The organism is Halarchaeum sp. CBA1220 (assembly GCF_003721175.2).
In the GTDB taxonomy this organism is placed as follows: Archaea; Halobacteriota; Halobacteria; order Halobacteriales; family Halobacteriaceae; genus Halarchaeum; species Halarchaeum grantii.
This window is the reverse complement of record NZ_CP054707.1, coordinates 1,905,634-1,930,649: the sequence shown is the minus strand read 5'-3', so window position 1 is coordinate 1,930,649 and position 25,016 is coordinate 1,905,634. Positions and strand designations below refer to the sequence as shown.

27 protein-coding genes and 1 tRNA gene are annotated in these 25,016 nt (G+C 70.9%); 16 read left to right on the top strand and 12 right to left on the bottom strand.

Features of this window, described 5'->3' with window-relative positions; translation table 11 throughout:
* Positions 1–3 precede the first annotated feature (3 nt).
* Both EFA46_RS10260 and EFA46_RS10255 read left to right on the top strand, forming a co-directional pair.
* Entirely contained in the window at positions 4–2,100 is a 2,097-nt protein-coding gene (locus EFA46_RS10260; RefSeq protein WP_123076094.1) for a CDC48 family AAA ATPase, read from the top strand.
* A 46-nt stretch (positions 2,101–2,146) separates the two neighbouring features.
* Positions 2,147–2,803: an HAD family phosphatase gene (locus tag EFA46_RS10255; protein ID WP_255494066.1), complete on the top strand. Its 657-nt coding sequence runs from the start codon at positions 2,147–2,149 to the stop codon at positions 2,801–2,803.
* A 12-nt stretch (positions 2,804–2,815) separates the two neighbouring features.
* Here EFA46_RS10255 and EFA46_RS10250 read toward each other — a convergent pair whose 3' ends face one another.
* Positions 2,816–3,832, bottom strand: a complete 1,017-nt coding sequence (locus EFA46_RS10250; RefSeq protein WP_123076096.1) for a sensor histidine kinase KdpD — start codon at positions 3,830–3,832, stop codon at positions 2,816–2,818.
* Between the two features lie 88 nt (positions 3,833–3,920).
* Positions 3,921–6,764, bottom strand: coding sequence for a DEAD/DEAH box helicase (locus EFA46_RS10245; protein WP_123076098.1), 2,844 nt, complete (start codon positions 6,762–6,764; stop codon positions 3,921–3,923).
* A 91-nt stretch (positions 6,765–6,855) separates the two neighbouring features.
* On the opposite strand from EFA46_RS10245, the gene EFA46_RS10240 reads away from it, so the two are divergent.
* Positions 6,856–7,635, top strand: a complete 780-nt coding sequence (locus EFA46_RS10240) for a creatininase family protein (protein WP_123076100.1) — start codon at positions 6,856–6,858, stop codon at positions 7,633–7,635.
* Between the two features lie 4 nt (positions 7,636–7,639).
* On the opposite strand, the gene EFA46_RS10235 is transcribed toward EFA46_RS10240, so the two are convergent.
* From EFA46_RS10235 to EFA46_RS10220, 4 genes are read right to left on the bottom strand one after another with little or no spacing between them, the layout of a single operon-like run.
* Positions 7,640–7,789 carry a hypothetical protein gene (locus EFA46_RS10235; protein ID WP_176969862.1) on the bottom strand — a complete coding sequence of 50 codons (150 nt, stop codon included), beginning with the start codon at positions 7,787–7,789 and terminating at the stop codon, positions 7,640–7,642.
* Between the two features lie 39 nt (positions 7,790–7,828).
* A complete protein-coding gene (locus EFA46_RS10230; protein ID WP_123076102.1) occupies positions 7,829–8,566 on the bottom strand; it encodes a metallophosphoesterase in 738 nt (245 codons plus the stop codon).
* Positions 8,567–10,213 (bottom strand): hypothetical protein, encoded by a 1,647-nt coding sequence (locus EFA46_RS10225; RefSeq protein WP_123076104.1) that lies wholly within the window; start codon positions 10,211–10,213, stop codon positions 8,567–8,569.
* The gene (locus tag EFA46_RS10220) at positions 10,210–11,484 is read right to left on the bottom strand and encodes a Single-stranded DNA binding protein (RefSeq protein WP_123076106.1); all 1,275 of its coding nucleotides are present in this window, start codon (positions 11,482–11,484) and stop codon (positions 10,210–10,212) included. Before EFA46_RS10220 ends, EFA46_RS10225 begins: the two co-directional genes overlap by 4 nt.
* Before the next feature lie 149 nt (positions 11,485–11,633).
* Between EFA46_RS10220 and EFA46_RS10215 the strand changes: the two genes are divergently transcribed.
* The gene (locus EFA46_RS10215; RefSeq protein ID WP_123076108.1) at positions 11,634–12,296 is read left to right on the top strand and encodes a 2,5-diamino-6-(ribosylamino)-4(3H)-pyrimidinone 5'-phosphate reductase; all 663 of its coding nucleotides are present in this window, start codon (positions 11,634–11,636) and stop codon (positions 12,294–12,296) included.
* On the opposite strand, the gene EFA46_RS10210 is transcribed toward EFA46_RS10215, so the two are convergent.
* Together EFA46_RS10210 and EFA46_RS10205 are read right to left on the bottom strand one after the other, a co-directional pair.
* Positions 12,281–13,048 carry a DNA polymerase beta superfamily protein gene (locus EFA46_RS10210; RefSeq protein ID WP_123076110.1) on the bottom strand — a complete coding sequence of 256 codons (768 nt, stop codon included), beginning with the start codon at positions 13,046–13,048 and terminating at the stop codon, positions 12,281–12,283. The two genes, EFA46_RS10215 and EFA46_RS10210, sit on opposite strands and share 16 nt — an antisense overlap.
* Before the next feature lie 4 nt (positions 13,049–13,052).
* The gene (locus EFA46_RS10205; RefSeq protein ID WP_123076112.1) at positions 13,053–13,346 is read right to left on the bottom strand and encodes a hypothetical protein; all 294 of its coding nucleotides are present in this window, start codon (positions 13,344–13,346) and stop codon (positions 13,053–13,055) included.
* 104 nt (positions 13,347–13,450) lie between these two features.
* On the opposite strand from EFA46_RS10205, the gene EFA46_RS10200 reads away from it, so the two are divergent.
* Together EFA46_RS10200 and EFA46_RS10195 are read left to right on the top strand one after the other, a co-directional pair.
* Entirely contained in the window at positions 13,451–13,624 is a 174-nt protein-coding gene (locus EFA46_RS10200) for an HVO_2753 family zinc finger protein (RefSeq protein WP_123076114.1), read from the top strand.
* A gap of 2 nt (positions 13,625–13,626) precedes the next feature.
* Positions 13,627–13,893 carry an elongation factor 1-beta gene (locus EFA46_RS10195; RefSeq protein WP_123076116.1) on the top strand — a complete coding sequence of 89 codons (267 nt, stop codon included), beginning with the start codon at positions 13,627–13,629 and terminating at the stop codon, positions 13,891–13,893.
* Between the two features lie 90 nt (positions 13,894–13,983).
* Here the strand turns inward: EFA46_RS10195 and EFA46_RS10190 are convergent, their stop codons facing one another.
* Positions 13,984–14,670 carry an MBL fold metallo-hydrolase gene (locus EFA46_RS10190; protein ID WP_123076118.1) on the bottom strand — a complete coding sequence of 229 codons (687 nt, stop codon included), beginning with the start codon at positions 14,668–14,670 and terminating at the stop codon, positions 13,984–13,986.
* Positions 14,671–14,782: 112 nt separating this feature from the next.
* Here EFA46_RS10190 and EFA46_RS10185 point away from each other — a divergent pair, with 112 nt between their 5' ends.
* The 9 genes from EFA46_RS10185 to EFA46_RS10145 all read left to right on the top strand — a co-directional run bounded on the left by EFA46_RS10185 (position 14,783) and on the right by EFA46_RS10145 (position 21,226).
* Positions 14,783–15,073 carry a 50S ribosomal protein L21e gene (locus EFA46_RS10185; protein WP_123076119.1) on the top strand — a complete coding sequence of 97 codons (291 nt, stop codon included), beginning with the start codon at positions 14,783–14,785 and terminating at the stop codon, positions 15,071–15,073.
* 2 nt (positions 15,074–15,075) lie between these two features.
* Positions 15,076–15,435, top strand: coding sequence for an RNA polymerase Rpb4 family protein (locus EFA46_RS10180; protein WP_123076121.1), 360 nt, complete (start codon positions 15,076–15,078; stop codon positions 15,433–15,435).
* A gap of 93 nt (positions 15,436–15,528) precedes the next feature.
* Positions 15,529–16,101 carry a DUF655 domain-containing protein gene (locus EFA46_RS10175; protein ID WP_123076123.1) on the top strand — a complete coding sequence of 191 codons (573 nt, stop codon included), beginning with the start codon at positions 15,529–15,531 and terminating at the stop codon, positions 16,099–16,101.
* Positions 16,102–16,140: 39 nt separating this feature from the next.
* Entirely contained in the window at positions 16,141–16,974 is an 834-nt protein-coding gene (locus tag EFA46_RS10170) for a 16S ribosomal RNA methyltransferase A (RefSeq protein ID WP_123076125.1), read from the top strand.
* Positions 16,971–18,110, top strand: a complete 1,140-nt coding sequence (locus tag EFA46_RS10165; RefSeq protein WP_176969861.1) for a mechanosensitive ion channel family protein — start codon at positions 16,971–16,973, stop codon at positions 18,108–18,110. Before EFA46_RS10170 ends, EFA46_RS10165 begins: the two co-directional genes overlap by 4 nt.
* A complete protein-coding gene (locus EFA46_RS10160) occupies positions 18,107–18,691 on the top strand; it encodes a HemK2/MTQ2 family protein methyltransferase (protein ID WP_123076127.1) in 585 nt (194 codons plus the stop codon). The genes EFA46_RS10165 and EFA46_RS10160 overlap by 4 nt, the downstream gene beginning before the upstream one ends.
* Positions 18,692–18,722: 31 nt before the next feature.
* Positions 18,723–19,097 (top strand): hypothetical protein, encoded by a 375-nt coding sequence (locus EFA46_RS10155; protein ID WP_123076129.1) that lies wholly within the window; start codon positions 18,723–18,725, stop codon positions 19,095–19,097.
* A gap of 75 nt (positions 19,098–19,172) precedes the next feature.
* Positions 19,173–20,171, top strand: coding sequence for a 5-methyltetrahydropteroyltriglutamate--homocysteine methyltransferase (locus EFA46_RS10150; protein ID WP_123076131.1), 999 nt, complete (start codon positions 19,173–19,175; stop codon positions 20,169–20,171).
* Entirely contained in the window at positions 20,168–21,226 is a 1,059-nt protein-coding gene (locus EFA46_RS10145; RefSeq protein ID WP_123076133.1) for a methionine synthase, read from the top strand. Before EFA46_RS10150 ends, EFA46_RS10145 begins: the two co-directional genes overlap by 4 nt.
* Positions 21,227–21,387: 161 nt before the next feature.
* Here the strand turns inward: EFA46_RS10145 and EFA46_RS10140 are convergent, their stop codons facing one another.
* Together EFA46_RS10140 and EFA46_RS10135 are read right to left on the bottom strand one after the other, a co-directional pair.
* Complete coding sequence (locus EFA46_RS10140) at positions 21,388–22,785, bottom strand: ATP-binding protein (RefSeq protein WP_123076136.1); 1,398 nt, start codon at positions 22,783–22,785, stop codon at positions 21,388–21,390.
* A gap of 263 nt (positions 22,786–23,048) precedes the next feature.
* Positions 23,049–23,122, bottom strand: a tRNA-Lys gene (locus EFA46_RS10135).
* Between the two features lie 134 nt (positions 23,123–23,256).
* Between EFA46_RS10135 and EFA46_RS10130 the strand changes: the two genes are divergently transcribed.
* Positions 23,257–24,720, top strand: a complete 1,464-nt coding sequence (locus tag EFA46_RS10130) for a DHH family phosphoesterase (RefSeq protein WP_123076138.1) — start codon at positions 23,257–23,259, stop codon at positions 24,718–24,720.
* On the opposite strand, the gene EFA46_RS10125 is transcribed toward EFA46_RS10130, so the two are convergent.
* Positions 24,717–25,007: a PRC-barrel domain-containing protein gene (locus EFA46_RS10125; protein WP_123076140.1), complete on the bottom strand. Its 291-nt coding sequence runs from the start codon at positions 25,005–25,007 to the stop codon at positions 24,717–24,719. The genes EFA46_RS10130 and EFA46_RS10125 overlap by 4 nt on opposite strands.
* Positions 25,008–25,016: the final 9 nt, after the last annotated feature.

Below are 25,016 nucleotides of genomic sequence, written 5' to 3'. Positions count from 1 at the left end.
AGTATGAGCGAGGATTCGGGTCGCCGACTCGTCGTCCGCGAGGCCGCGCCCCGCGACGCCGGGCGCGGCATCGTCCGCCTCCCGGACGCCGTCAGACGCGACCTCGGGGTGTTGAGCGGTGACACCGTCCGCATCGTCGGCGCGGGCGCGACCGTCGCGAAGGTGTGGCCGGACGCGACGCTCGACGCGGACGAACTCCGCATCGACGGCGCGACGCGCGCGAACGCTGGCGTCTCGGTGGGCGAGACCGTTCGCGTCGAGAAGGCCACCGTCCGCGAGGCCGAGCGCGTCGTCGTGACGCCGTCAGTCCCGCCCGCGCGCGAGCGAGCCGCCGTCGAGGACGCGGTGCGCGACGCCCTCTTCGACCGGCCGGTGAGCGAGGGCGAGACCGTCCGCGTGGACGCGCTCGGCGAGATCGGCGAGTTCCGCGTCACGCACACCGACCCGGGGTCGGACGTCGTCGTCACCGGCGAGACGAGCGTCGAGGTCGCGGTCGAAGAACCGGGCGCGGGCGCGAACGCGGACGCCGACGCGGGCGACGGGGCGGGCGTCGGCGTCACCTACGAGGACGTCGGCGGCCTCGGCGAGGAGCTCGCCGCCGTCCGCGAACTCGTCGAACTCCCCCTCACCGACCCGGGGCGATTCCGCCGGATGGGTGTCGAACCGCCGAAGGGCGTCCTCCTCTACGGCCCGCCGGGCACGGGGAAGACGCTCATCGCGCGCGCCGTCGCGAACGAGGTGGACGCGCACTTCGTGAGCGTCTCCGGCCCCGAGATCACCTCGAAGTACAAGGGCGAGTCCGAGGAGCAGCTGCGCGAGGTGTTCGAGGAGGCGCGCGAGCACGCGCCGAGCATCGTCTTCTTCGACGAGTTCGACGCCATCGCGGGCGAGCGCGACGACGCGGGCGACATGGAGAACCGCATCGTCGGCCAGCTCCTCAGCCTCATGGACGGCCTCGAGGGCCGTGGCGAGGTCGTCGTCATCGGCGCGACGAACAGGGTCAACGCCATCGACCCCGCGCTCCGGCGCGGCGGGCGCTTCGACCGCGAGATCGAGATCGGCGTCCCCTCGCGCGGGGGGCGCGCGGAGATACTCGACGTCCTCACGCGCGGGATGCCGCTCGCCGACGACGTCGACCTCGGGACGTTCGCGGACCGCACGCACGGGTACGTCGGCGCGGACCTGCGCGCGCTCGTCACGGAGGCGGCGATGGCGGCGATCCGCGACGACCGCGACACCGTGACGCGCGCCGACCTCGAGACGGCGTTCGCCTCCACGGACCCGTCCGCGATGCGCGAGGTCGTCGCGGAGTCGCCGGACGTCTCCTTCGACGACATCGGCGGCCTCGAGGACGCGAAAGCCACCCTCCGTGAGGCCGTCCAGTGGCCGCTCCAGTACGCCTCGCTCTTCGAGGCCGCGCACACCGACCCGCCGACGGGCGTCCTCCTCTACGGCCCGCCCGGCACCGGGAAGACGATGCTCGCGCGCGCCATCGGCCACGAGAGCGGCGTGAACGTCGTCCGCGTCGCCGGTCCCGAACTCGTCGACAAGTACGTCGGCGAGTCCGAGAAAGCGGTCAGGGAGGTCTTCGAGCGCGCGCGACGCACCGCGCCCTGCGTCGTCTTCTTCGACGAGATCGACGCCGTCGCGAGCGCGCGCGGCCCGGACACGAGCGAGTCGACCGAGCGCGTCGTCAGCCAACTCCTCACCGAACTCGACGCGGCGGCCGAGAACCCGAACCTCGTCGTGCTCGCCGCGACCAACCGCCGCGACGCCCTCGACCCCGCGCTCCTCCGCCCCGGGCGCTTCGAGACGCACGTCCACGTCCCGCGACCCGACGAGGCCGCCCGCAGGGCCGTCCTCGGGGTGCACGCCCGCGAGAAACCGCTCGCCGAGGACGTGGACCTCGACGCCGTCGCCGAGCGGACGGACGGGTACACGGGTGCGGACCTCGCCGCCGTCGTCCGCGCCGCCGCCCTCGACGCCATCCGCGACACCGTCGACGCTCACCCCGAGGACGCCGCCGACCACCCCGAGGACGTCCGCATTCGCGGCCGACACTTCGAGGACGCGCTGGAGCGATACGCGGCGTCCCGATAGCCAGCGCGGCGACAGATAGAGGGTGCCGTATCGCCTCCCGTCGAGTATGGCAATCGAAGCCGTCGTCTTCGACATGGACGGCGTCGTCGTGGACTCGGAGGACTACTGGCGCGAGCAGATCGGCGACATCCTCGCGGACGCCGTCCCCGGTGCCGAGATCGACCCGGCGCGCGTCGTCGGCATCAACGTCTACGACCAGTACGACATGCTCGAGGCGGAGGGCTACGACCTCGCGGTGGACCGCGAGGGCTACTTCGCCCTCTACGACCGCTACGCCGAGGAGCTCTACACGGAGCACGCCGCGCTCACGCCGGGGTTCCACGACCTCCTCGACGACGTCGCGGCGCGCGGCCTCCCGATCGGCCTCGTCACCTCCTCGTTCCCGTCGTGGGTGTCGTCGGTCTTCGAGCGCTTCGGCCTCGAGGAGCGCTTCGACGTCGTCGTGACCGCCGGCGGCGAGGACGTCCCCGGGAAGCCCGAGCCCGACCTCTACGAGCTCGCGGCCGAACGCCTCGGCGTCGCGCCCGAGGCGATGCTCGTCGTCGAGGACTCCGAGCACGGCGTCGCGGCGGCGACGAGCGCCGGCGCGCACGTCGTCGGCTACAGTCACGGCGCGAGCGCGGACATGGATCACTCGGCGGCGGACGCCGTCGCCACCTCGCCGGCCGACCTCCGCGAGCGCGTGCGCGCCGGACTGGACTGAGAACGGGGAGTGTCAGGCCGCCGGGAGCGTCACCGTCACCGCCGTCCCGCCGAGGTCGGAGTCGTCGAAGGTGAGCGACCCGCCGTACTCCTCGACGATCCAGCGGACGAGCCAGAGCCCGAGGCCGCTCCCGTGCTCGAGCTGCGTGATCTCGCGCTCGCCGGTGACGAGCTCGCGCTCCGTCTCCGAGATGCCGGGCCCGTCGTCCGCGACCGTGATCGCGACCGCGCCGTCGCGTGCCGCCGCGCGCACCTCGACCGTCGGCGCCTCGCTCTCGTTGTGCTCGACCGCGTTCTCGACGAGCTCGGAGACCGCGTCGTCGAGGTGGCTCCCGGCGGACACCGCGAGGCCGTCGGGCGCGTCGAGGTCGATGTCGGCGTCCGGATAGCGCCCGCTGACGTCCGCGACGACGGTTTCGCAGACCGCGCTCGCGTCCATCCGGCGCCGCTCCTCCCCGATGGCGTCCTCGACGGCTTGGACGTTCTCGTTCATCTCGGAGAGGTTGTTCGCGACGCCCTCGATGCGCTCGGCGGCGTCCGGTGCGGTGTCGCGCACCGCCTCGACGGCGAAGATGAGGTTCTGGGCCTCGTGCCGGAGGTTGTGCCGGACGAGCGTGTTGACGACGGCGAGGCGCTCGCGCTCGGTCGCGAGTTCCTCCGCGCGGATGCGCCGGACGTCGTAGACGCCGATGATGACGTGCGCGACCGCGCCCGCCGAGAGCGCGACCGCGAAGAGGAAGCCCGCGTCCTCGACCGGTCGGTACGTGAAGAGGAGCGTGAAGACGACGCCGAGGACGACGATGCCGAGGAAGTTCCAGCCGGCGATGCGGAGGGCGTTCGTCTGCGAGACGTCGAGCCGATAGACGACGGCGCCGACCGCGACGAGGCCGAGCGAGACGAGGACGCCGACGACGCCGAGGACGATTCCGAGCGACGGCGGTCCCGCGAGCAGGTGATCGAGGATCGGAACGAGCAGGATGACGCCGGTGGCCGAGAGCGACCCGGCGGCGACGAGGCGGAGCGGCTTCATGTGGGGATATCCAGTCTTCGCCCGCCCCCGAATTAAGTGTGGTTCCCGACGGCCCCCACGTGTGCGCGGGTCGGCGCGGCTGGCGCGCTCACCAGAAGGCCTTCGTGCGGGCGTACTCGCGTTCGCGCTCGAGGATGTCGCGGTAGAAGTCCGCCTCGTCCTCGCGGTGGTTGTTGATGACGCGCGCGGCGTTCTGCGGGCCGACGCCGCGCGCGGCGAGCGCGACGACGGCCTGCTTCCCGTGGCTCTGGACGATGCTCGCGTTCCGGTAGGCGCGCTCCACGCGTTTCTCCTGCTCGCCGTCGCGCGACTCGGGGTCGGCGTTGAGGGCGTCGACGACCTCGTCGGCCCACGGGGAGAGCGCGGCGATGCGCGTCGACCCACAGCGCGGACACTCCGGTTGCTCGCGCACCCTGCGGACCTTCGTCTCCTGCTCCCACTCCCCGCAGTGCAGGCAGACGAGGTTCACGCGGTCGTCCATGAGGCGCTCGCGGACGGCGCGCACCACGCTCGCGTCCGCGTTCTCCGGCGTGAGGAGTTCCTGCCCCGAGGAGCGGCCGCCGGCACCGATGGGGGTGTGCTCGCCGTGGCGGACGACCTCCAAGGAGTCGGACTGGATGCGGGCGAGGGCGTCGCTCGCGCCCTCGACGTCGAGGTCCGTGTGGAACACCTCGCGGAGCGCCTCGTCGTAGACCGGCGTGTCCTCCAGCGCGCCCATGATGCGGTCCAGGCCGACGCCGTCGCGTCCCTTCCATCGCTTGAGCGCGCCGAACTTCGCGGCGACCTGCGCGAGCGTGAACTTCAGCGCGTCCGAGCGCTTCAAGGACAGTTCGAGGAGCGCGGCGACGTGCTCGGGGTCGGTCTCGCGCAGTATCGCCTCCACCTCGCTCGCGCGCACGCCCTGCGGGACCTCGAGCTCGATCCGGTAGGGGCCGCTGTCGAGGCCCACGGAGGAGCCGGTGCGCTGGCCGAGGAGCGCCGAGAGCAGTCGCCCGAGCGTCTCGTTCACCTCGTGGCCGAACGCGGCGTTCAGCCGGATGGCGCGGCCCTGCGCCTCGACGACGATTCGGTCGTCCGTCGGCACGGGCGCGCCCGCCTCGACCTGCCGAGAGACGGGTTCGAGGCCGGTCGCGATGGTCGCCGCGTCGGCGGGATAGCGGGCCGCGAAGTCGCGCGCGACCGCGTCGAGGCCGGCGCCCGCCTCGAACTGCGCGGCCGCCGCGGCGCGCATCTCCCCGACCTCCTGGGCGACGTCGTAGGGCACCGGGATTTCCGAGCCCGTCCACGACGGCACCTCGCCGCCCGGGTCCGCTATCGGCGAGACGTTCACGCGGCCCTCCTCCTCGTCGATCTCCGCGATCCGCCACATCTCGCCGCGCTGGATGAACGTCTCGCCGGGCTCCGCGAAGTTCACGACGAAGCGCTCGTCGAGCGTCCCCACCTGCCGCCCGGCCGCCATGTCGTAGACCTCGTAGGTCTCCTCGTCCGGGATCATCGAGAGGTTCGCGTAGACGTACTGCCACGTCCCGCCCGACGTGGAGAGCTCGTCCGCCTCCTCGTCCAAGTAGAGCACTCTGTTGCCGTGGAGCTCCCGGACGACCTCCCGGAAGGCCTCCTCCTCGAGGTCACGGAACGGGTAGGCACGCGTGACGATGCGGTAGGCGCGGCGCGCCGAGACGTCGCCGAAGTCCATCGCGATGCCCGCGAGCTGGTTCGCGACCGTGTCGAGGCTTCCGTGGTGGATGTTCACCGTCTCCACCTCGCCCGCGCCGGCGCGGCGCGCGATGGCGAGCGCCTCCATCACCTCGTCCGGGTGCGTCGCGACGACCGTCCCCGAGGAGACGGCGTCGCGGCGGTGGCCGGCGCGCCCGACGCGCTGGAGGAGGCGCGCGACCTCGCGCGGGCTGTTGTACTGGACGACGTGGTCGATGTGCCCGACGTCGATGCCGAGCTCCATCGAGGACGTGCAGAGCATCGCGTCGAGCTCGCCGGCCTTGAACGCCTCCTCGACCTCGATGCGGGCGTCCTTCGAGAGGCTGCCGTGATGGACGCCGATGTCGGTCCCGAGCTCCTTGAAGCGCGAGCCGAGCGCCTCCGCCGTCTGGCGGGTGTTCACGAAGACCAGCGTCGAGTCGTGTCGCTCGACGAGCTCGCGGATGGCCCGGACGTGACTCGCCATCTCCGGCGTCGTCAACAGCTCGTTGCTCAGGCGCTCGTCGCTCTCGCGGACCTCGGGCGCGACGACGTCGAACTCGACCTGCGAGGTGACGTCCACCTCCACGACGTCGACGTCGCGCCCGCCCGTGAGGAAGTTCCCGACCTCCTCGGGGTCCCCGACCGTCGCGGAGAGGCCGACGCGCTGGAACGCCCCCGAGAGCTCGCGGAGACGTTCGAGGCCGATGGCGAGCTGGGCGCCGCGCTTCGCGCCCGCGAGCTCGTGCACCTCGTCGACGACGACGTGCTCGACGTCGCTCAGCGCGGTGCGGAGTTTCTCGCCCGTCAGCATCGCCTGCAGGGTCTCCGGCGTCGTCACGAGGACGTCCGGCGGGTCGTTCGCCTGCTTCGTTCGCTGGTACTGCGTCGTGTCGCCGTGCCGGACGTCGACGTCGATGTCCAGCACCTCCCCCCACCAGTCGAGGCGCTCGCGCATGTCGCGGTTCAGCGCCCGCAGGGGCGTGACGTAGAGCGCGCTGATGCCGTGGACGTGTCCGTCGGCTTTGCGCTCGGCGATGGCGTCGAGCACGGGGAGCATCGCCGTCTCCGTCTTCCCCGTCCCCGTCGGCGCGACGACGAGGGCGTTGTGTCCGGCGACGAGCGGCGGGATCGCGCGCCGCTGTGGCTCCGTCGGCGTCTCGAACCCGCGTTCGGAGAGCGCGTCCCGGACGGGGTCGCCGAGGCGGGCGAACGCGTCCACGACGCCGGTCTCACTCATCGCCGGAAGAAGGGCCGGAAGCGAGTTAAGCCCCTCGCCGGCCGCGAAACCCACCCCAAGCTTTCTCGCCCCGGCGCGCGTGTCACCGCGCATGCATCTCGCCGACGCGGCGTGGCCCGACCTAGAGGAGTACTTCGAGTCGGAGTCGCTCGCCGTCGTCCCGCTCGGGAGCACCGAACAGCACGGCCCGCACCTCCCGCTCGCCACCGACCACCTCATCGCCGAGGCGTTCGCCGACGAGGCCGCCGAGCGCACCGGCTACCTCCGCGCGCCCACGGTGCGCGTCGGCGTCAGCCCCCACCACCGCCAGTTCCCCGGGACGGCGTGGGTGGACGCGCCCGTCTTCCGGGACTACGTCGAGTCCTACGTCCGCAACCTCGCCTATCACGGCATCGACCGCGTCGTCTTCGTGAACGCGCACGGCGGGAACGTCCAGCACCTCCGCGAAGTCGGGCGGAGACTCCGAGACGACGGCGTCGCGTACGCCATCGAGTGGATGTGGGACGAGTCCATCCCCGACCTCGTCGACGACGCCTTCGAGCACAACGGCCCGCACGCCGGCCCGAAGGAGACGGCCCTGATACAGCACCTCCGCCCCGACCTCGTCCACGACGAGCGCCTCGCTGACGCGCGCGACGGCGGCGCGCTCGACCCCGAGGAATCCATCCGCACTCGCAACGGCGCCGCGACCTTCTACGACACCGTCGAGAACTCCCCGAACGGCGCGTTCGGCGACCCGACGGACGCCAGCGCCGAGAAAGGGGCGGAGCTGTTCGACGCGGCGAGCGACCAGCTCGAAGCGCTCTGCGAGTGGCTCGCCGCCCGCGACTGGGCGGAGCTCCGCGCGCCCGAGCGCGTCGCGAGCGAGTAGCGCGTCAGTATCGGCGGTCGCGTCGCACGAGGAGGGCGACGCCCGCGACGACGAGCGCGAGCCCCCACCAGAGTTCGTCACCGGGCAGGGCGAGTAACAGGAGCGTGACGATCCCGGAGGAGAGGAGCGACCAGCCGAGCGTCGAGTCAGCCATACTCCGGAGACGTGCCACGACGGGACAGTCCTCGTGACCTCAGAGCCCACGGTAGGGGCCGAGGCGCGTGCCATCACACAGGTAGGCGTCGGCGTCCGGGCACGCCTCGGGGAGGAACGGCGCGAGGAACGCCTGTCCCTCGACGTTCACCCACGTCCCGCCGCTGTAGTCGTTGAACGCCGGGAAGACGACGAGCTCCCCGGAAACGTCGAGCGGCGCGTCGTAGCGCTCGTCGAACGGCGCGCTCTCGAGGGGCCCACGGAGCCAGACGCGCTCAACGCGGCTCCCGCCGACGTCGTCCTCGAGACGCACCGCCGGATGCTCGTGACCCATGCAGACCACGTCCGCGTCGAGGACCTCTCGGGCGGGCCACGTGTGGCCGTGGCAGAGGCCGACGTCGCCGAAGCGCGCCCCCTCGGCCGGCGTCGTCTCGACGTCGAGGGCCTCCGCGAGGCCGCCGTCGTGGTTCCCGCGCACGAGCGTCACCGGCACGGGGAGTTCGGCCACGAGCGCCTCGAGCTCCGCGAGTTCGGTATCCTCGGGTTCACCGATCGAGTGCCCGAGGTCGCCGAGGAAGACGACGCGCTCGACGCCCTCGGAGACGACGAGCGAGAGCACGCGGTCGCGGCGCTCCTCGGCGCGCGAGCGGGCTTCGAGGCCGTCGCAGCGGAGCGAGCGCTCGATGCCCGCGTGGTAGTCCGCGACGAGCAGGGCCGACTCGCCCCCGAGGTCGGCGACGGCGGCCGGCCGGTCGGGGACGGGTTCGACCCGCGCCATCTAGATGGCCTTCAGGTGGTCGTCGCCCGACTCGTAACACCGACCGCTCATCAGCGCGGACTGGATCGCGTCCGCGATCTCGTCCTCGTCCGCGTCCGTCTCCTCCACGACGGTGCGCACGAGGTCGTCGCGCTCGGCGCCGTCGCCGTCGTCGAGCTCGTCCATGTAGTCCACGACGAGGTCTTCGAGGTCGAGGTCGGCGGGCGGGGATTCGGCGTCCGAGGCGTCGGACTCCGGCTCGTCGTACGCGTCCTCGGTGTAGTCGTCGCTCGTCTGGTCCTCGGGCTCGTCGTCGGCCGGCTCGAAGTCACCGAGCGAGCTCCCGGTCTCGTCGGCGGCCGCCGCGTCGTCCGGCGAGCGGTCGCTTTCGTCGTTCCCGTCGCTCTCGGGGATCTCCGTCCCGCTGGAGAAGCCGACGTCGAACTCCTCCTCGACCTCTGCGCGCGTCTCCTCGTCCATCTCCCACTGCTCGTCGTCGTCCGCATCGACCTCGGACGCGCCCTCCTCGGTGTCAGCGGTCGCGGCGTCCGTCGCATCGGACGCGGTGGTGTCGTCCGCGTCCGGCTCGAAGTCATCACCAGAACGCCGAGCGTTCTGGTTCGCAGACGACTCGCTGCGCGAGTCGTCGACGTCCGGGGACGGCTCGGCCTCGTCCGTGGCCGTCTCCCCCTCCGGCGTCGCCTCGGTTCGGACCGACTCGACGTCCGCCGTCGCGGTTTCGGCGTCGGCCGTCGCGGCCTCGGTTTCGTCGGCCTCAGCCTCGGTGGCCTCTCCCTCGGTGTCGCCCGCGTCCGACTCGAAGTCGTCCGGCGACGGCTCCGGCTCGTCGGTGACGGCTTCGCCCTCCGGCGTCGCCTCGACGTGCTCGTCCATCGTCGGCTCCGCCGTCTCCACGTCAGCGAGCTCCGCGCCCGCGTAGGAGAGGTCGGCGTCCGTCCCGTCGCCCTCGTTCGGCGCGAGCGCGAGTTCCTCGACTTCGTCGCGCTCGCCGGCGACGACGCGCGAGGCGTCGAGCGCGAGTCCGCGCACCGCCGCGAGATACGCGCGCGTCGTACCGTAGTGGTCGATGGCGTGCGAGATGCCCGACGCGAGACCGTACGGGACGTCGCGTTCGGCCAGGGCGTCCGTCAGCTCGTCGCCGCGCTCCGGCATGTCGAGGGCGTCCGCGAACGTCGAGACGCGTGCGAGCGTCCGCTCGGCGGTCGTGACGACCCAGCGGTCGCGGGTCTCTGGGGTCACCGCGTTCACGCTCTCCGGGCGGACCGAGGTGTAGACCTGCTCGGAATCCTCCGGGCTGAACGTCCGCGCCTTGCCCGTCACCGCGACGAACGACGGCACGTCCGCGTTCTCCAGCGACGCGAGCGCGTCCGGCTGGTACTGGCCGGCGTAGACGACGAACGCGCCCGTCGGGTCGACGACGCGAGCGCGCACGACGTCCTCGTTCACCTGCTCGACGGACGTGAGGACGCCGACGACGAACAGGCGGTTGACGCGCGCGCCCGTCGGCGTGACGACGTAGTTCGGCGCGCGCTCCTCCTCGCTCTCGGCGTACTGGTAGTCCGCGTCGTCGAACTCGGCGGCGAACAGGCGCCACGCGACCTCGCGGCGCGGCCGGTCGTCCTCGGAGTCAGAGTCGTTCGCGCTCATGCGCTCACCTCCGCGAGGAGGGCGTGCGCGCGCTCGGCCGGGTCGCCCGCGCTCTCGCGGAACCGGACGGCCTCGAGGTTCGCGCCGTACTCGTCGACGGAGAGGTGCCCGCGCACCTCGTACTCCTTCCCGACGACCGACTCGCGGATGTCGTCCGCGACGACCTCCTGGTCCATCGCCTCGCGCGCGGCGTCGAGGGCGTCCTCGAGCGTGCCCCCATAGACGTCCTCGGTCATCTCCCGGTCGAGGACGACCGTCGCCGTCCCGGTGCCGTCGTCGAGGATGGCCTTCACGCGCAGGTCGTCCTCGCCGTCCACTTGGCCGTGCGTGCGACACTGGCCCTTCTGGATGACGCGCCCGCACTCCGGGCAGCGCTGGATGAGCCCGGAGCCGTCCCGGACCTCGATGACGTTCCCGACGAGTTCGACGTCGTACGCGCCACCGCCCGAGACGGCCTCGCGGACGGTCATCCGCGTCGGGCCGCCGACCTCGACGGCCTCCTCGCGCGGCGCGACCACGGAGAACTCGGAGATATTGACCTCCGGGACGCCGCGGAACTCCCGGACGTACGCGTTCTCGATGTGGACGCTCGCACCCTCCTCCTCGAGGGCGGGGACCGGCTCCCACGCCGTGAACGGCAGGCGTGCGGACTCGTCGCCGAGGACGCCGGAGAGGATCTCCGTCTCGCCGTCGCGCCCGTCGATGGTCTTGCGCTCGACCTCGACGACCCGCACGTCGAGGACGACGCCCCGGTCGCCCGAGTCGAGGTCCGCGAGCGACGCCTCGCCCCCGACGTCGTAGGGGACGTCGAGCGTCCGGTCGACGGTCGTGACGGTCGAGGACTCGCCGAAGTTCAACTCGGGGTGCCCCTCGTACTCGCGGACGCCCGCGTTCCCGATCTGGACGACGTCGCCCGCCGAGAGCCCGAAGTCCTCCCACGCCGTGTAGGAGAGCTTCCCCGTCTCGTCGGCGAGCTCGCCCTCGAAGATGACGTGGTCGTCGCCGTTGTAGCGGATCGAGCGCTTGCCCACGGTCAGGAGCGTCGCGGTGACGGTGACGTTCCCGGAGTCGGGGGAGACGTCCGCGAGGTCCGCGGACGTCGGCGTCGAGGACCCGCCCCCCGAATCGCCGCCGTACTTCCGGCGGAGGCTCTGCTTGGCCTCCTCCATCGGCACGCTGTACTCCACGAGATTGCGGAGTCCCTCTGCGACCTCCTCTTTGTCAACACCGAGGTCGGAGGCGAGCTCCTCGGCGTGATCGTCTACATCCATCACCGGGAGTTGGGGCGGGGGACGTAAAAGCGTTCGTCGCGCGGGCGCGCGAAACCGGAAAAACCGCGAGCAAAAACCGCGAGCGAGGGGCGTCCCCGACGCCCGCCGCGAACCCGAACGGTTTCCCCGCTCGCCCCGCGATGGCGCGTATGCACGTCCTCGTGAACGCCGCGACGAGCGTGGACGGGAAGCTCGCCTCGCGGCGTCGCGAACAGCTGACGATCAGCGGCCCCGAGGACTTCGCGCGCGTCGACCGCCTGCGCGCGTCCTGCGACGCCGTGATGGTCGGCGTCGGCACCGTCCTCGCGGACGACCCCTCGCTCACCGTGAAGGACGACGACCTCGTCGCCGAGCGCGAGGCGCGCGGCGAGTCGCCACAGCCCGCGCGCGTCGTCGCCGACTCGCACGCCCGGACGCCGCCGGACGCCGCCGTGCTCGACGACCGCGCGCGCTCGGTCGTCCTCGTCGCCGACGCCGAACCCGACGAGCACGCCGCCGCCCTCGACGCCGCCGGCGCGGACGTCGTCGTCGCCGGCGGGAACCGCGTCGACCTCCGTGGGGCGCTCGCCGACCTCGAGGCGATGGGCGTCGAGCGCCTCATGGTCGAGGGCGGCGGCGAACTCATCTTCTCGCTCTTCGAGGCCGGCCTCGTCGACGAGCTCACCGTCTACGTCGGGAGCCTCCTCGTCGGGGGTCGCGACGCCCCGACGCTCGCCGACGGCGACGGCTTCGTCTCCGACTTCCCCGACCTCGAACTCGCGGGCGTCGAGCGCCTCGACGACGGCGTCCTCCTCTCCTACACCGTCGCGTAGGCGTCCGCGAACGCCGCACGAACGAACTCGTTCACGCGCTCGCGTTCGATATCACGTACGGCGTGTGCGTCCGGGTCCACGTCGCGCGGCAGGTCGAGGAGGCCGTCCGGCAACGCGTCCGCGGTGGCGTCCCCCTCGCCCGCGCGCTTGCGCTCGACGAGGGCACGCGCCGCCTCGACCCACGCGTCCGGGAAGCGCGCGCCCTCGGCGTCGAGGAATCCCGGGAAGTCGGGGTCGGGGAACGCGTGCGTCGCCAGCACGTAGCGCGCGTAGAGCGCCGCGCGCACCGCGTGGAGTCGCGCCGCGACGGACGCCGCGTCCTCGCGTCCGCTCTCCGCGAGCGAGCGGTAGTGGTGGTAGGCGTCGATGGGTGAGAACGACGACAGCGCGTGCTCGCGGAGGGCATCGAGACTCGGGCAGACCCGATAGACGACCGGGCTCGCGAGGAACTCGAGCGCCGTGGGGTTCGACGCGACGAGGAGCTCGGCGAACCGCGTGAGGTTCCACGCGCGGACGTCAACGCCGTCGAACGCGTCGTGAATCGCGGGGACGTAGCCGTCGAGGACGACGTACGTCGCCGGTGGCTGGGCGTAGACGACGCCGACGTCGTGGTCGCTCGCCGGCCCGGCGTAGCCCCACGCGCGGCTCCCGACTTCGACAACGGCGCAAGGAGCGACGTCGTGCTCGGCGCACAGGGCGCGGAGCGCGTCCGCCACCGGCTCGGGTACCGGGTCGGTCGCCGGCGGCGTCACGGCGTCAGTGCGAGTGGCCGGTCGCCTCGCCGTAGGAGACGCCGAAGCGCTCCTCGAAGAGGTCGAGCGTCTCCGACTCGATGGCCTCGAGCTCGTCGCTCGCCTCGCCCTGTCCGTGGTGGGCGAACTGGTGGGCGCGGTTCGCGAAGCCCATCAGCGCGATGTCCGCGACGACCTGCGCCTGCGACTCGTCGTCCTCCTCCGCGAGGAGGTCCACGAGGCCCGCCGGGAGTTCGAACTCGTCGCTACCGTCCGGTCCGTCGACGGTGAACGTCACCGTCTCGACGTCGTCGGTCATGATGCGCGGGTTCGCGCGACCCGTGCAAAAGCCTGCCGAAGCCCCGTCCCGCCTCGCTCGCACAAGACAAGAGTTAAAACTGCTCGCGCGGCTACCGTGTTCGTATGAGCGAAGGTCGACAGGCGCGCAAATGCGTCTCCTGTGGGATCAACATCTCCGGGACGAACGCGGCGGCGTTCAAGTGCCCGGACTGCGGCAAGCAGATCTACCGCTGCGCGAAGTGCCGCAAGCAGAGCAACCTCTACGAGTGTCCCGACTGCGGGTTCCGGGGGCCCTAACGATGGGGAAGGTCGCCGCCGTCCTCAAGGTCATGCCGCAGAGCCCCGATATCGACCTCGACGAGCTGAAAGAGCGCCTCGAGGACTCCCTCCCCGAGGGCGCGAAGCTTCGCGGCTTCGAGCAGGAAGAGGTCGCGTTCGGCCTCGTCGCGCTCCTCCCCACCGTCGTCGTCCCCGACGACGCGGGCGGCACGGAAGCCGTCGAGGAGGCGTTCACGAGCGTCGACGGCGTGGAGTCCGTGCAGGTGCAGGAGACCGGCCGCATATAACGCGAGCGCGCCACAACTCGTTCTCTCCCGAGCGACCGCCGCTCGGTGTCGTTTCCGCCCACAGCCGTCGCTCTCTTCGCGTCCCGCGCGTCACTCCTCAGCGTCCGCGACGAGTTCGCGGACCCGCTCGGGGCCCGCCTCGACGTGGCCGCCGTGGTAGCAGAGCACGTCCGTGAACGCGAGCTCCGCGAGCCGCCCGAGCGACTCGTAGGCGCGCGCGACGTCCGGCGTGAAGCGCTCCGCCGGCCCGACGAGCTCGCCGTCCTCGGCGACGGTGGCGTCCGCGGCGAGGAGGACGCCCGCGTCCGGGAGGTAGCAGGAGACGTGGCCGGGCGTGTGGCCGGGCGTCGCGACGACCTGCAGGGGACCGACCGCCGTCCGGAGCTCGACGCCGTCGACGACCTGTACGTCGACGGGCGCAGGCGCATAGCGGTCGGCCGGGTCGCCCTTGACCGGGTCCTCGAGGCCCTCGACGACGGGCGCGTCGTCGCGGTGCGCGAACACCGTCACGCGGTGCTCGAGGCGGTCACGGAGCGGCGCGAGGCCGCCCGCGTGGTCGCCGTCCTGGTGCGTGAGGAGGACGTACCGGACGTCCTCGAGGGCGTGTCCGTGTTCGGCGAGTCCCGTCTCGAGCTGGTCGAGCGTGTGCGCGAAGCCCGCGTCGACGAGCAGGACGCCGCCGTCGGGGAGTTCGACCGCACTGGGGTGGAACACCCGCTCGCCGCCGTCCGTGTCGAGCACCACCGGGAGATCGAAGACGCCGTCTGCGAGTTCCATACGTGCCGGTGGTGGCGCCGCGCGCATAACGGTTGAGGCGGCGGCATCTCCCACGGCGAGTCGGGAACGTGCGTTTTATAACCGAGACGCCAGTACGACAGCACATACGACTATGCCGAGCTCCAACGGACCCCTCAACAGCACGCGGAATAAGCTCGCCAACAAGCCCCGAGAACGCGGTACCTCCCCGCCCGCCCGCGCCGTCGCGGAGTACGACGAGGGCCAGAAGGTTCACCTGAAGATCGACCCCTCCGTGAACGAGGGTCGCTTCCACCCCCGCTTCTCCGGGCACACCGGCGAAGTCGTCGGGAAACAGGGCCGCGCGTTCAAGGTCCAGATCGACGACGGCGGGAAGGAGAAGACGCTCATCGTCAAGCCCGCGCACCTCCGCGCGCAGGAGTAAGCGTGACGATCTTCAAGGAGACCGTCGACGAGGAGTTCCTCACCGTCTCGGAGGCGCGTGACCTCCTCGCCGACGTCGAGGCCGAGCGCGCGGCCGACGAGGAGCGCGAGCTCCGCTACGAGCTCTCGCGTGCCGTCGAGCACGTCGACCGCTTCGCGGTGCTCGAAGGCGAGGAGTCCCGCGAGCTCGTCGAGGACCTCCTGGAGCTAGAGCAGATCGCGGAGACCGCGACCGCCGTGAAGATCGCGGACCTGCTCCCGCGCAACCGCGACGAACTCCGCGCCGTGTTCGCCCAGGAGCGCTACGCGCTCTCCGGGGACGAACTCGACGAGGTGCTGAACGTCGTCGCGAAGTACGCCTGACCGCCCGCGTTTCTCCTCGGCGGCGTGTGATCCGCCCCCACGAGCGGGTCCACCGGCCGACCTTTTAAGAACTCCCTCGTCCTACGGTCGCCCATGAGCGACACCTCTTCGGACGACGGGACGGACGCCGTCGTCCTCGACGTCCTCCGGCACGGCCGCTCGGACGACGACAGAGCGGCCTTCCGCCGCCAGCAGGTCGGCCTCGCCGTCGCGGCGGACGACTTCACGCTCTACGAGTTCGTGATGAGCGACGACGCGGACGTCTCGATCGGCGACCACGTGCGCGTCGCGCCCGACGCCGAGGCGGGCATCGAGCGCGTGAGCGAGGTCGAGTACGACGACCTCTCGCCGGGCGCGCAGTCCGAACTCGAGTACGTCGTCGAGGAGCTCGTCGAGGCGAACGAGGCGGATTTCGTGGCGTTCTACAACGACGCCCAGCCGGTCTCCCTCCGCCTCCACCAGCTGAACCTCCTCCCGGGAATCGGTGACACCCTCCGGGACAACATCCTCGACGAGCGCAAGCGCGGCCCCTTCGAGGACTTCGCGGACCTCGAAGAACGCGTCTCCGGGCTCCACGACCCGAAGGAGACCATCGTCGAGCGCGTCCTCGCCGAGCTGAAGGACGAGGACGTGAAGTACCGCGCCTTCGTCGGCACCGAGCGCTAAGAGGAGGCTTTACACCGGGCGGGGGCGTACCGACCGCTAATGACCGAGCGACGGGATCCCGACGCGCTCATTCGGCGCGCGGGCCGTGGCAACCCCGATTTCGACCAGCACTTCCTCGTCGACGACCGCGTCCTCGACCGCATCCCCACGTACGCGGAGTCCTTCGACCGCTCGCACGTCCTCGAGATCGGCGCGGGGCCGGGCGCGCTCACCGACCGCCTGCTCGCAGTCGCCGAGCGCGTTACGGTCGTCGAACGCGACCCCGATTTCGCGTCCTTCCTCCGCGAGGAGTTCGCGGACGCCGTCGCGGACGGCGCGCTCACGGTCGTCGAGGGCGACGCCCTCGAGGTCGCACTCCCCGACTACACCTGTAGCGTTTCGAACCTCCCCTACTCGGCGTCGAGCGAGATCGCGTTCCGCCTCCTCCCGGAGTCGAAGCCGGCGATACTGATGTTCCAGCGGGAGTTCGCGGAGCGGATGGCGGCGAGCGTCGACGACGACGCCTACGGCCGCTTGAGCGTCACCGCACAGCACTACGCGGACATCGAGGTCGTCGAGACCGTCCCGAAGGAGGCCTTCGACCCGCAGCCACGCGTCGCGTCCGCACTCGTCCGCGTGACGCCGCGCGACCCGGCGTACGAGGTCGAGGACGAGGCGTTCTTCCTCGACTTCGTGAAGGCGCTGTTCACGCAGCGACGCAAGAACGTCCGGAACGCGATCCGGAACACCGCGCACATCTCGCACCTCGGCGACCCGGAGGCGGTCGTCGAGGCGGTCGACGAGGAGTTGCTGCGCAAGCGCCCGGGGAACCTCGCGCCGGAGACGTTCGCCGAACTCGCGGCGCTCGCCGCCGCCCACGGTGAGCCGATGTGACGTCGGCGCTCGCGCTCGTCTCGCTCGCCGACCTCGCGACACACTGGCGCGACCTCGCGCTCTCGGCCGGGTCGGTCGTCGCGTTCGTGGTCGTCTGGTGGGCGATACGGAGGGTCGCGGACAGGGTGCGGGGCGAGTTCGGCGCGCGCCTCCTCGACCTCCTCCTCGGACTGCTGTTGCTCGGCCTCCTCGTCGCCGAGGGAAGCGCGCTCGTCTACATCTGGAACGTCGAGGCGCGCCTCTTCGAGGTCCTTCGGCAGATCGGCGACCCGATCACGGTCGGCGCGCGCGTGTTCGTCTCGCTCGCGATTGCGGCGCTGACGTACGTCGCGACGGGCGTGATCAGGCGCGCGATAGAGAACGTGGCGAAGCGCCGCGACGGCATCAGCGACCACGAGGTCGAGATCAGCTTCCGCCTCGTCCAGGTGAGTCTCTACCTCGTGATGGCGTTCGTGCTGTTGCGAATGTGGGGCGTCGACCTCTCGGGGTTCCTGATCGGCGCGGGGTTCCTCGGCATCGTCCTCGGGATGGCGGCGCGCCAGACGCTCGGCGCGGTGCTCGCGGGCTTCGTGTTGATGTTCGCGCGGCCATTCGAAATCGGCGACTGGGTGCAGGTCGGCGAGAACGAGGGCATCGTCACGGAGATCAGCATCGTGAACACGCGCATCCAGACCTTCGACGGCGAGTACGTGATGCTCCCGAACGACTACGTGGGCTCACAGGAGGTGATCAACCGCTCGCGCAAGGGCCGACTCCGCCTGCACGTCGAGGTCGGCGTGGACTACGGGGCGGACGTCGACCAGGCGGTCGAGGTCGCCGAGGAGGCGATGCGCGACGTCGAGGACGTGCTCTCGGTGCCGCGCCCGCAGGCCGTCCTCGCGTCGTTCGACGACTCGGCGGTCACCATCGACCTCCGGTTCTGGATCGACAAGCCGAGCGCGCGCCGGAAGTGGCGCGCGCACACGGCGGTCATCTCGGCGGTTCACGAGACCTTCGACGAACACGACATCAAGATCCCCTTCCCGCAGCGCGAACTCTCGGCGCGGCCCGAGACCGAGGGGTTCCGCGTGCGCGACGGGGCGGACGCGCCGGTCGACGAGGCGGACGACTCGGAGGCCACGGAGGGCGAGCGATGAGCGACGACTCCGGCCTCGCGGCGCGTCGCGGCATCGAGACGGAGGTGTACGATCCGGCCGAGGACTCGCGCCTCCTCGCGGACGTGGCGAGCGACGCCGTCGAGAGCGACGACACCGTCCTCGACGTCGGCACGGGGTCGGGCTACGTCGCGTCGACGGTCGCGGCGGAGACTGGCGCGCGCGTCGTCGGGTCGGACCTGAACCCGCACGCGTGCCGTCGCACGCGGGAGGCGGGTGTGGAGGCGGTGCGCGCGGACCTCGTCGCGCCGTTCCGCGATGGGGCGTTCGACGCCGTGCTGTTCAACCCGCCCTACCTGCCGGCGGACGCGGCGGCGGCGCGCGAGGACTGGATGGAGGTCGCGCTGACGGGCGGCGAGACGGGACGGGAGGTCGTGGAGGCGTTCCTCGACGACGTCGGGCGCGTGCTCGCGCCCTCCGGGTACGCGCTCGTGCTCGTGAGCACGCTGACGGGCGTCGACGAGGTCGTGGAGTACGCGGGCGAACGCGGTTTCTCGGCGGCGGCGCTCGCGGACGAGTCCTTCCCGTTCGAGACGCTGACGGTGTTGAAGCTCGTCCGGTAACGGTTTGTCCGCGTCGGCGCTACTCGCGGGTATGAGCGAAGGGTCGGCGTCGGTGGCGTCGCGGTGGTGGTTGCTCGTTCTCGCGATGCCGGTCGTGACCGTCATCGAGGCGTGTCTGGGCTTCCTCCTCGTCGGGTTCGCGTACGAGTCCATCGGGCGCATGGACCCCGTGATGGTGTTGGCGCCGGCGGCGCCGTTCATCGCCGTCGCGCTCCTCGTCCGCGTGCTGTTGCCGGTCGCGCTCTACAACGACGCGAAGGCGGTCCGCGACGCGGACGTCGCGTGGAACCCGGACCCGGCGAACTGGGGGTTCCTCGGGCTCGGCCTCATCGTCGTGCCGCTCCTCGACTCGGCGCTCGCGATTACCTACCTGACGTTGCGCTCGCGCGCGCTCGCCGAGTCGTGACCGCACACCCGAATTACCGAGAAGAATAAACACGGAAAGAAAATATTAACAGTAGGGGTTCCGAACTCCGAGTACATGGAACTCGTCGCGACGACGGCCGGCCTGTTCCCGCTCCCCGACGACCAGCGGGAGCGGCTCGCCGACCTCAAAGGACACCAGAAGTCCGACCTCATCAGCGGTGACGAATCCGCGGACGTGACAGCGACCTACGACGCCGCGCGCGAGCGCCTCGTCAGCGTCCAGCGGGACGCCGGTCTCGACCGCGTCGTCGAGGGCCAAGCGCGCTGGGACGACATGCTCGCCCACCCGCTCTGTGTCCACGACAACGTCCGGACCGAGGGCATCGTGCGCTACTTCGACAACAACAACTTCTACCGGGAGCCGGTCGTCGAGGGCGAACTCGTCGAGGACGGCGACCTCGCCGCCGACCTCGCGAAGGCCGCGCGCCTCACCGACGACCTGCAGGCCGTCGCGCCCGGCCCCTACTCGCTCGCCGACCTCGCAACCGACGAGCACTACGGGGACGAGTCGGCGTTCCTCGCCGCCGTCGCGGAGTTCCTCGCCGGCGAAATCGCGCAGTTCCCCGAGGAGACCGAGACCGTCTTCCTCCTCGAGCCGAGCCTCACCTTCGACGCGCCCGACGAGGACGCCCACGAGCGCGTCCGCGACGCCGTCCGGACCGTCAGCGACGCCGCCGACGCCGACGTCGTCCTCCACTCCTACTGGGGGTCCCTGGAGGAGACACTGCACGCCCACCTCCTCGATACGGGCGTCGACGCGCTCGGCTACGACCTCGTCACCGCCCACGAGGAATCGACGTATCTCGTTCAGGAGTACGGCACCGCCGACTCCGTCGCGCTCGGCCTCGTCGACGGTCAGAACACGCTCGTCGAGGACGCCGAGACGGTGCGCGAACGCATCGAGTGGTTCGAGGAGTCCGTTCCCGTCAGCGACTTCGAGACCGTCTACGCGACGCCGAACACCGAACTCTTCTACCTGCCCGTGAACAAGTTCGAAGCCAAACTCCAGACGCTCGCCGAGGGCGTCTCTCTGACGACGGAGGCCCACCAATGAGCACCCGAGAGCAGTTCCGACCGCCCGAGCACCAGCACGACCACTTCCTGCTGACGACCGTCGTCGGCTCCTACCCGAAGCCGACGTGGCTGAACCGCGCGCGCGACCTCCACGAGGAGGGCGAGAGCGAGCAGTTCGACGAGAGCGACTGGGAGGAGGCGACCGACGACGCCTCTCGGCTCATCACGCACGAGCACGAGCACGCCGGCCTCGACGTCGTCTGCGACGGCGAGATGCGCCGCGAGGAGATGGTCGAGTTCTTCGCCGAGCGCATCGACGGCTACGAGTTCAACGGCCCCGTGAAGGTCTGGGGGCACAACTACTTCGACAAGCCCAGCGTCGCCGACGAAGTCGCCTACGACGAACCGTGGCTCGTCGACGAGTACGAGTTCACCGCCGGCGTCGCCGAGCGCCCCGTGAAGGTCCCCATCACCGGCCCGTACACGCTCGCGTCGTGGAGCTTCAACGAGGCCTACGACACCGAGGCCGACCTCGCGTACGACCTCGCGGACCTCGTGAACGAGGAGATCGAGAAGCTCGTCGAGGCCGGCGCGCGCTACATCCAGATCGACGAGCCCGCGCTCGCGACGACGCCCGACGACCACGCCATCGTCGGCGAGTGCCTCGAGCGCATCGTCGCCGACCTCCCCGACGACGTCCGCGTCGGCCTCCACGTCTGCTACGGCGACTACTCGCGCATCTACCCCGAGATCAACGACTACCCCATCGACGAGTTCGACGTCGAGCTCGCGAACGGCGACTACGAGCAGATCGACGTCTTCACCGACCCGACCTTCGAACCGGACCTCGCGCTCGGCGTCACGGACGCCCACGTCGCCGAAGTCGAGTCCGTCGCCGAGATCAAGGAGAACATCCTCGAGGGACTGAAGGTCGTCCCGCCGGAGAAACTCACCGTCAGCCCCGACTGCGGGCTCAAGCTCCTGCCGCGCGACATCGCCTACGGCAAGATGGAGAACATGGTGCAGGCCGCCCGCGAAATCGAGGCCGAGCTCGACGCCGGCGAGATCGACCTCGACGAACTCGCGCAGTACTGACGGCTACGACGCGCTCTGACAGCGCGGCGAGCAGAACCCGTTCCGTGCCGCGTTCGCGTCCTCGTACGCTTTGAACGATTCGCCACAGTGCTCGCACTCGTAGCTCTCGAACGCCATACACGCGGGCGTATTCGGCGCGAGGCAGTTGGACGTTGCGGCCGTCACAGCCGGACGGTGACGACGCTCCCGCGCGGGTCGTTCTCGGAGAACGCGACGTCGCCGCCGGAGCGCCGGACGAGCCAGTAGACGAGCGCGAGCCCCAGCCCCGAGCCGTGGTGGAGCTGGTCGGTCTCCGCCTCGACGGAGAGCGCGTCGCGCTCCTCGGCCGGAATGCCGGGGCCGTCGTCCGCCACGCGGAGCACGCCCGTGTCGCCGTCGCGCTCGACCGACACCTCGACGCGTGGCTTCGAGACGTCGCTGTGGCGGACCGCGTTGTCGAGGAGTTCGCGGACCGCCGTCGAGAGCGCCGGGAGCACGTGCGCCTCCACGTCGTCCGCCCGAACCAGCTCGACGTCCGCGTGCGGGTTCGCCGCCGCACACTCCGCGACCTGCCGTCGCGCGATTGCCGCCACGTTCACGCGCACGAACTCCTCGCCGAGCGACTCCGTGAGCGTCTCGATCAGCTCCCGCTCGTGCTCCGCCTGCTTCAGGAGGGTGTTCGCGGACGCGCTGATCCGGCTCGCCGCCGCGCTCACGTCGTCGACCGCGCCGCGACGGAGGTCCTCGGCCAACCCCCGAATGACCGTCATCTCGTTGCGGACGTTGTGTCGGAGCCACCGGTCGAGCAACTGGAGCTGGTGCTCGCGCTCCCTGACGCCCGTGACGTCGACGGCAATCGCCTGTCCGACGTCCGCGCCGCGAAACCGCCCGACTGCGGTCGAGACACGTACGTACCGCGTCCCCCGACTCGGCGTTCGGAGACGCATCTCCGTCGGCCCCGTCGCCTCCTTCGCCTCGATGACCGACGCGAGCTCGCGGCGCGCCCGCTCGTGGTCGTCCGGGTGGACCAGCTCGAATATCGACCGCCCGATGAGGTCCGCGCGGTCGTCGAGGCCGAGGAGGTCGAGGACCGCGTCGTTTCCCCATATCGACCGGCCGTCCGCGTCGAAGACGTTTATCGGCGCCGGCGAGGACTCGACGAGCGACCGGTAGCGCCGGCCCGCCGACGCCCCCGCGTCTCGCCCCGTCCCCTCGAGCGCGTCGCGGACGCGCGCCACGACCGTCTCCGCGTCGGCGTCCGCCGGCACGTAGCCGTCCGCGCCCGCCGCGAGCGCCTCCCCGGCGAGCGCCTCCGAGCCGTTCGCGGGCGCGAGGACGAACGGGAGCGCCGGCCGCGACAGCCGAACGGAGCGCAGGAGGCCGAGCCCGTCGACCCCCGGGAGGTCGTGTGCGGCGAGCACCGCGTCGGCGCTCCCGGCCTCCGCGCGGGACAGACACGCACCGGCGGTCTCGACGCGTCGCACGTCGAACGCGGCGGCGAGCGCGTCCCCGGCGTCCTCGACGAGCGTCCGGCTCGCGTCCGCGACGACGAGGACGGGGTCCGCCTCCGACTCGTCCATGTACACGCCACGTGCGCGGCTGAACTACTTCGGTGTATCGGGAAGGTCAGCCGCCGCTTCGACGCCCTCGCGCCCGCCCGGCTTCGCGCGGGCGAGCCGCTACGTGGTTCGTGGTTCTGCCGGAAAGCGGGCCGGGAGGGAAACTGAACTGGGCGAGACGGTCCTGCTGCGCTCGGCTGCGACTCGCGTGCTCAATCCCTCCGGCGCCTTCTGTTCCTCAGAGACGAGTCGCTCAGGGACTCGTCGTTTCGTCACAAAGGAAGCGGGCCGGGAGGGAATTGAACCCCCGACCGTCTGATTAAGAGTCAGACGCTCTGCCTAACTGAGCTACCGGCCCAACGCATCCATCACTTGCTGCGGGGTAGTCAAATAAGTTTCTTTCCGACGCCGTCGTGCGCCGACGTCGCACGCGCCGTCACGAGTCCGCTCGTCGGGGACGTTAAGTACTGCGGGGCGGTAGCGAGGCCTATCATGAGTAGCCGGGCTACGATCTCGTCCATGTCGACGTACGCCATCCTCGGCTGCGGCAGCGTCGGACACGCCGTTGCCGAGGAACTCGTCGAGCGCGGGAAGGACGTGCTCATCGTCGACCGGGACGAGTCCCGGGTGGAGGCGCTGCGCGATCAGGACCTGAACGCGCAGGCGGCCGACATCCGCGAGGAGGAGGTCGCCGAACTCGTCGCGGACCGCGACGTCGTCCTCGTGATGGCGTCGGACGTCGAGGCCAACGAGGACGCGGTGCGGAACATCCGCGCGCGCGACGACGAGCAGTTCCTCGTGGTGCGCGCGAGCGACCCCGTCTCCAGCGACGAACTCACCGACCTCGGCGCTGACGTCGTCGTCAATCCCTCCTCCGTTATCGCCGACGCCGCGCTCCACGCGCTCGAATCGGGCGAGCTCGAGTACAAGGCCCGCCAGCTCGCGGACGTCATCGAGGCGACGACCGAGCGCATGGCCATCGTCACGCACGACAATCCGGACCCGGACTCGATAGCGGCGGCGGCCGCCCTCCAGGCCATCGCCGAACACCTCGGCATCGAGGCGGACATCCTCTACTTCGGCGAGATCGGCCATCAGGAGAACCGCGCGTTCGTCAACCTCCTCGAGATCGAGCTCACGCCCTACGACGACGTCGACATCGAGGGCTACGACACGACGGCGCTCATCGACCCGGCGAAGGCGGGCGAGATTCAGGTCGAGTCCGACATCGACGTCTTCATCGACCACTACGAGGCCTCCGGCGAGATCGACGCGGAGTTCGTGGACGTCCGCCCGAACGTCTCCGCGACCTCCACCATCCTCACGAAGTACATCCAGGAGTTCGACCTCTCCGTCTCACAGGAGGTCGCGACCGCGCTCCTCTACGGGATTCGCGCGGAGACGCTCGACTTCCGCCGGGAGACGACGCCGGCGGACCTGACGGCCGCCGCGTACCTCTACCCGTTCGCGGACCACGACGTCCTCGAGCAGGTGGAGTCGCCGAACATGAGCCCGGAGACCCTCGACGTGCTCGCGGAAGCCATCACGAACCGCGACGTCCAGGGGAGCCACCTCGTCAGCGACGCGGGCTTCATACGGAACCGGGACGCGCTCGCGCAGGCCGCCCAGCAACTCCTCAACCTCGAGGGCATCACGACGACGGCGGTGTTCGGCATCGTGGACGACACGATCTATCTCGCGGCGCGCTCGAAGGACATCCGAATGAACATCGGGAAGGTCCTCCAGGACGCCTTCAGCGAGATCGGCGACGCGGGCGGGCACTCGACGCAGGGGTCGGCGGAGATCCCGCTCGGCATCTTCACGGGCATCGAGACGTCCGAGGAGAACCGCGAGACGCTCCTGCAGCTGACGGAGGAAGCGGTGAAACGGAAGCTGTTCAACGCGATGGGCGTCGATCAGGAGGCGACGTCGTCCTCGCAGAACGGGAGCTCCTAGACGACCGCGCTCTCCTCGTCGTCGGTCGTCTTGAGGCGCTCGACGACGTCGTTGATGAGGATGACGTCGCCGACGGCGCGGACCCAGCGGTAGGGGACGATGACGCCGCGTCGCCCGGTGTCGTAGTCCTCGAAGAGGTCGGGGTTGAGCTCGCCGACCGCGAGGCCGTTGACGACTTCGGTGTCGAGGTCGAGGCGGATGTCCTCGACTTCGCCGACGAAGACGCCGTTGTTCGAGTAGACTTCCCGGCCGACGAGCGACGTGATCTCCTGCGGGGTCTCGTCCATGTCCGTGGC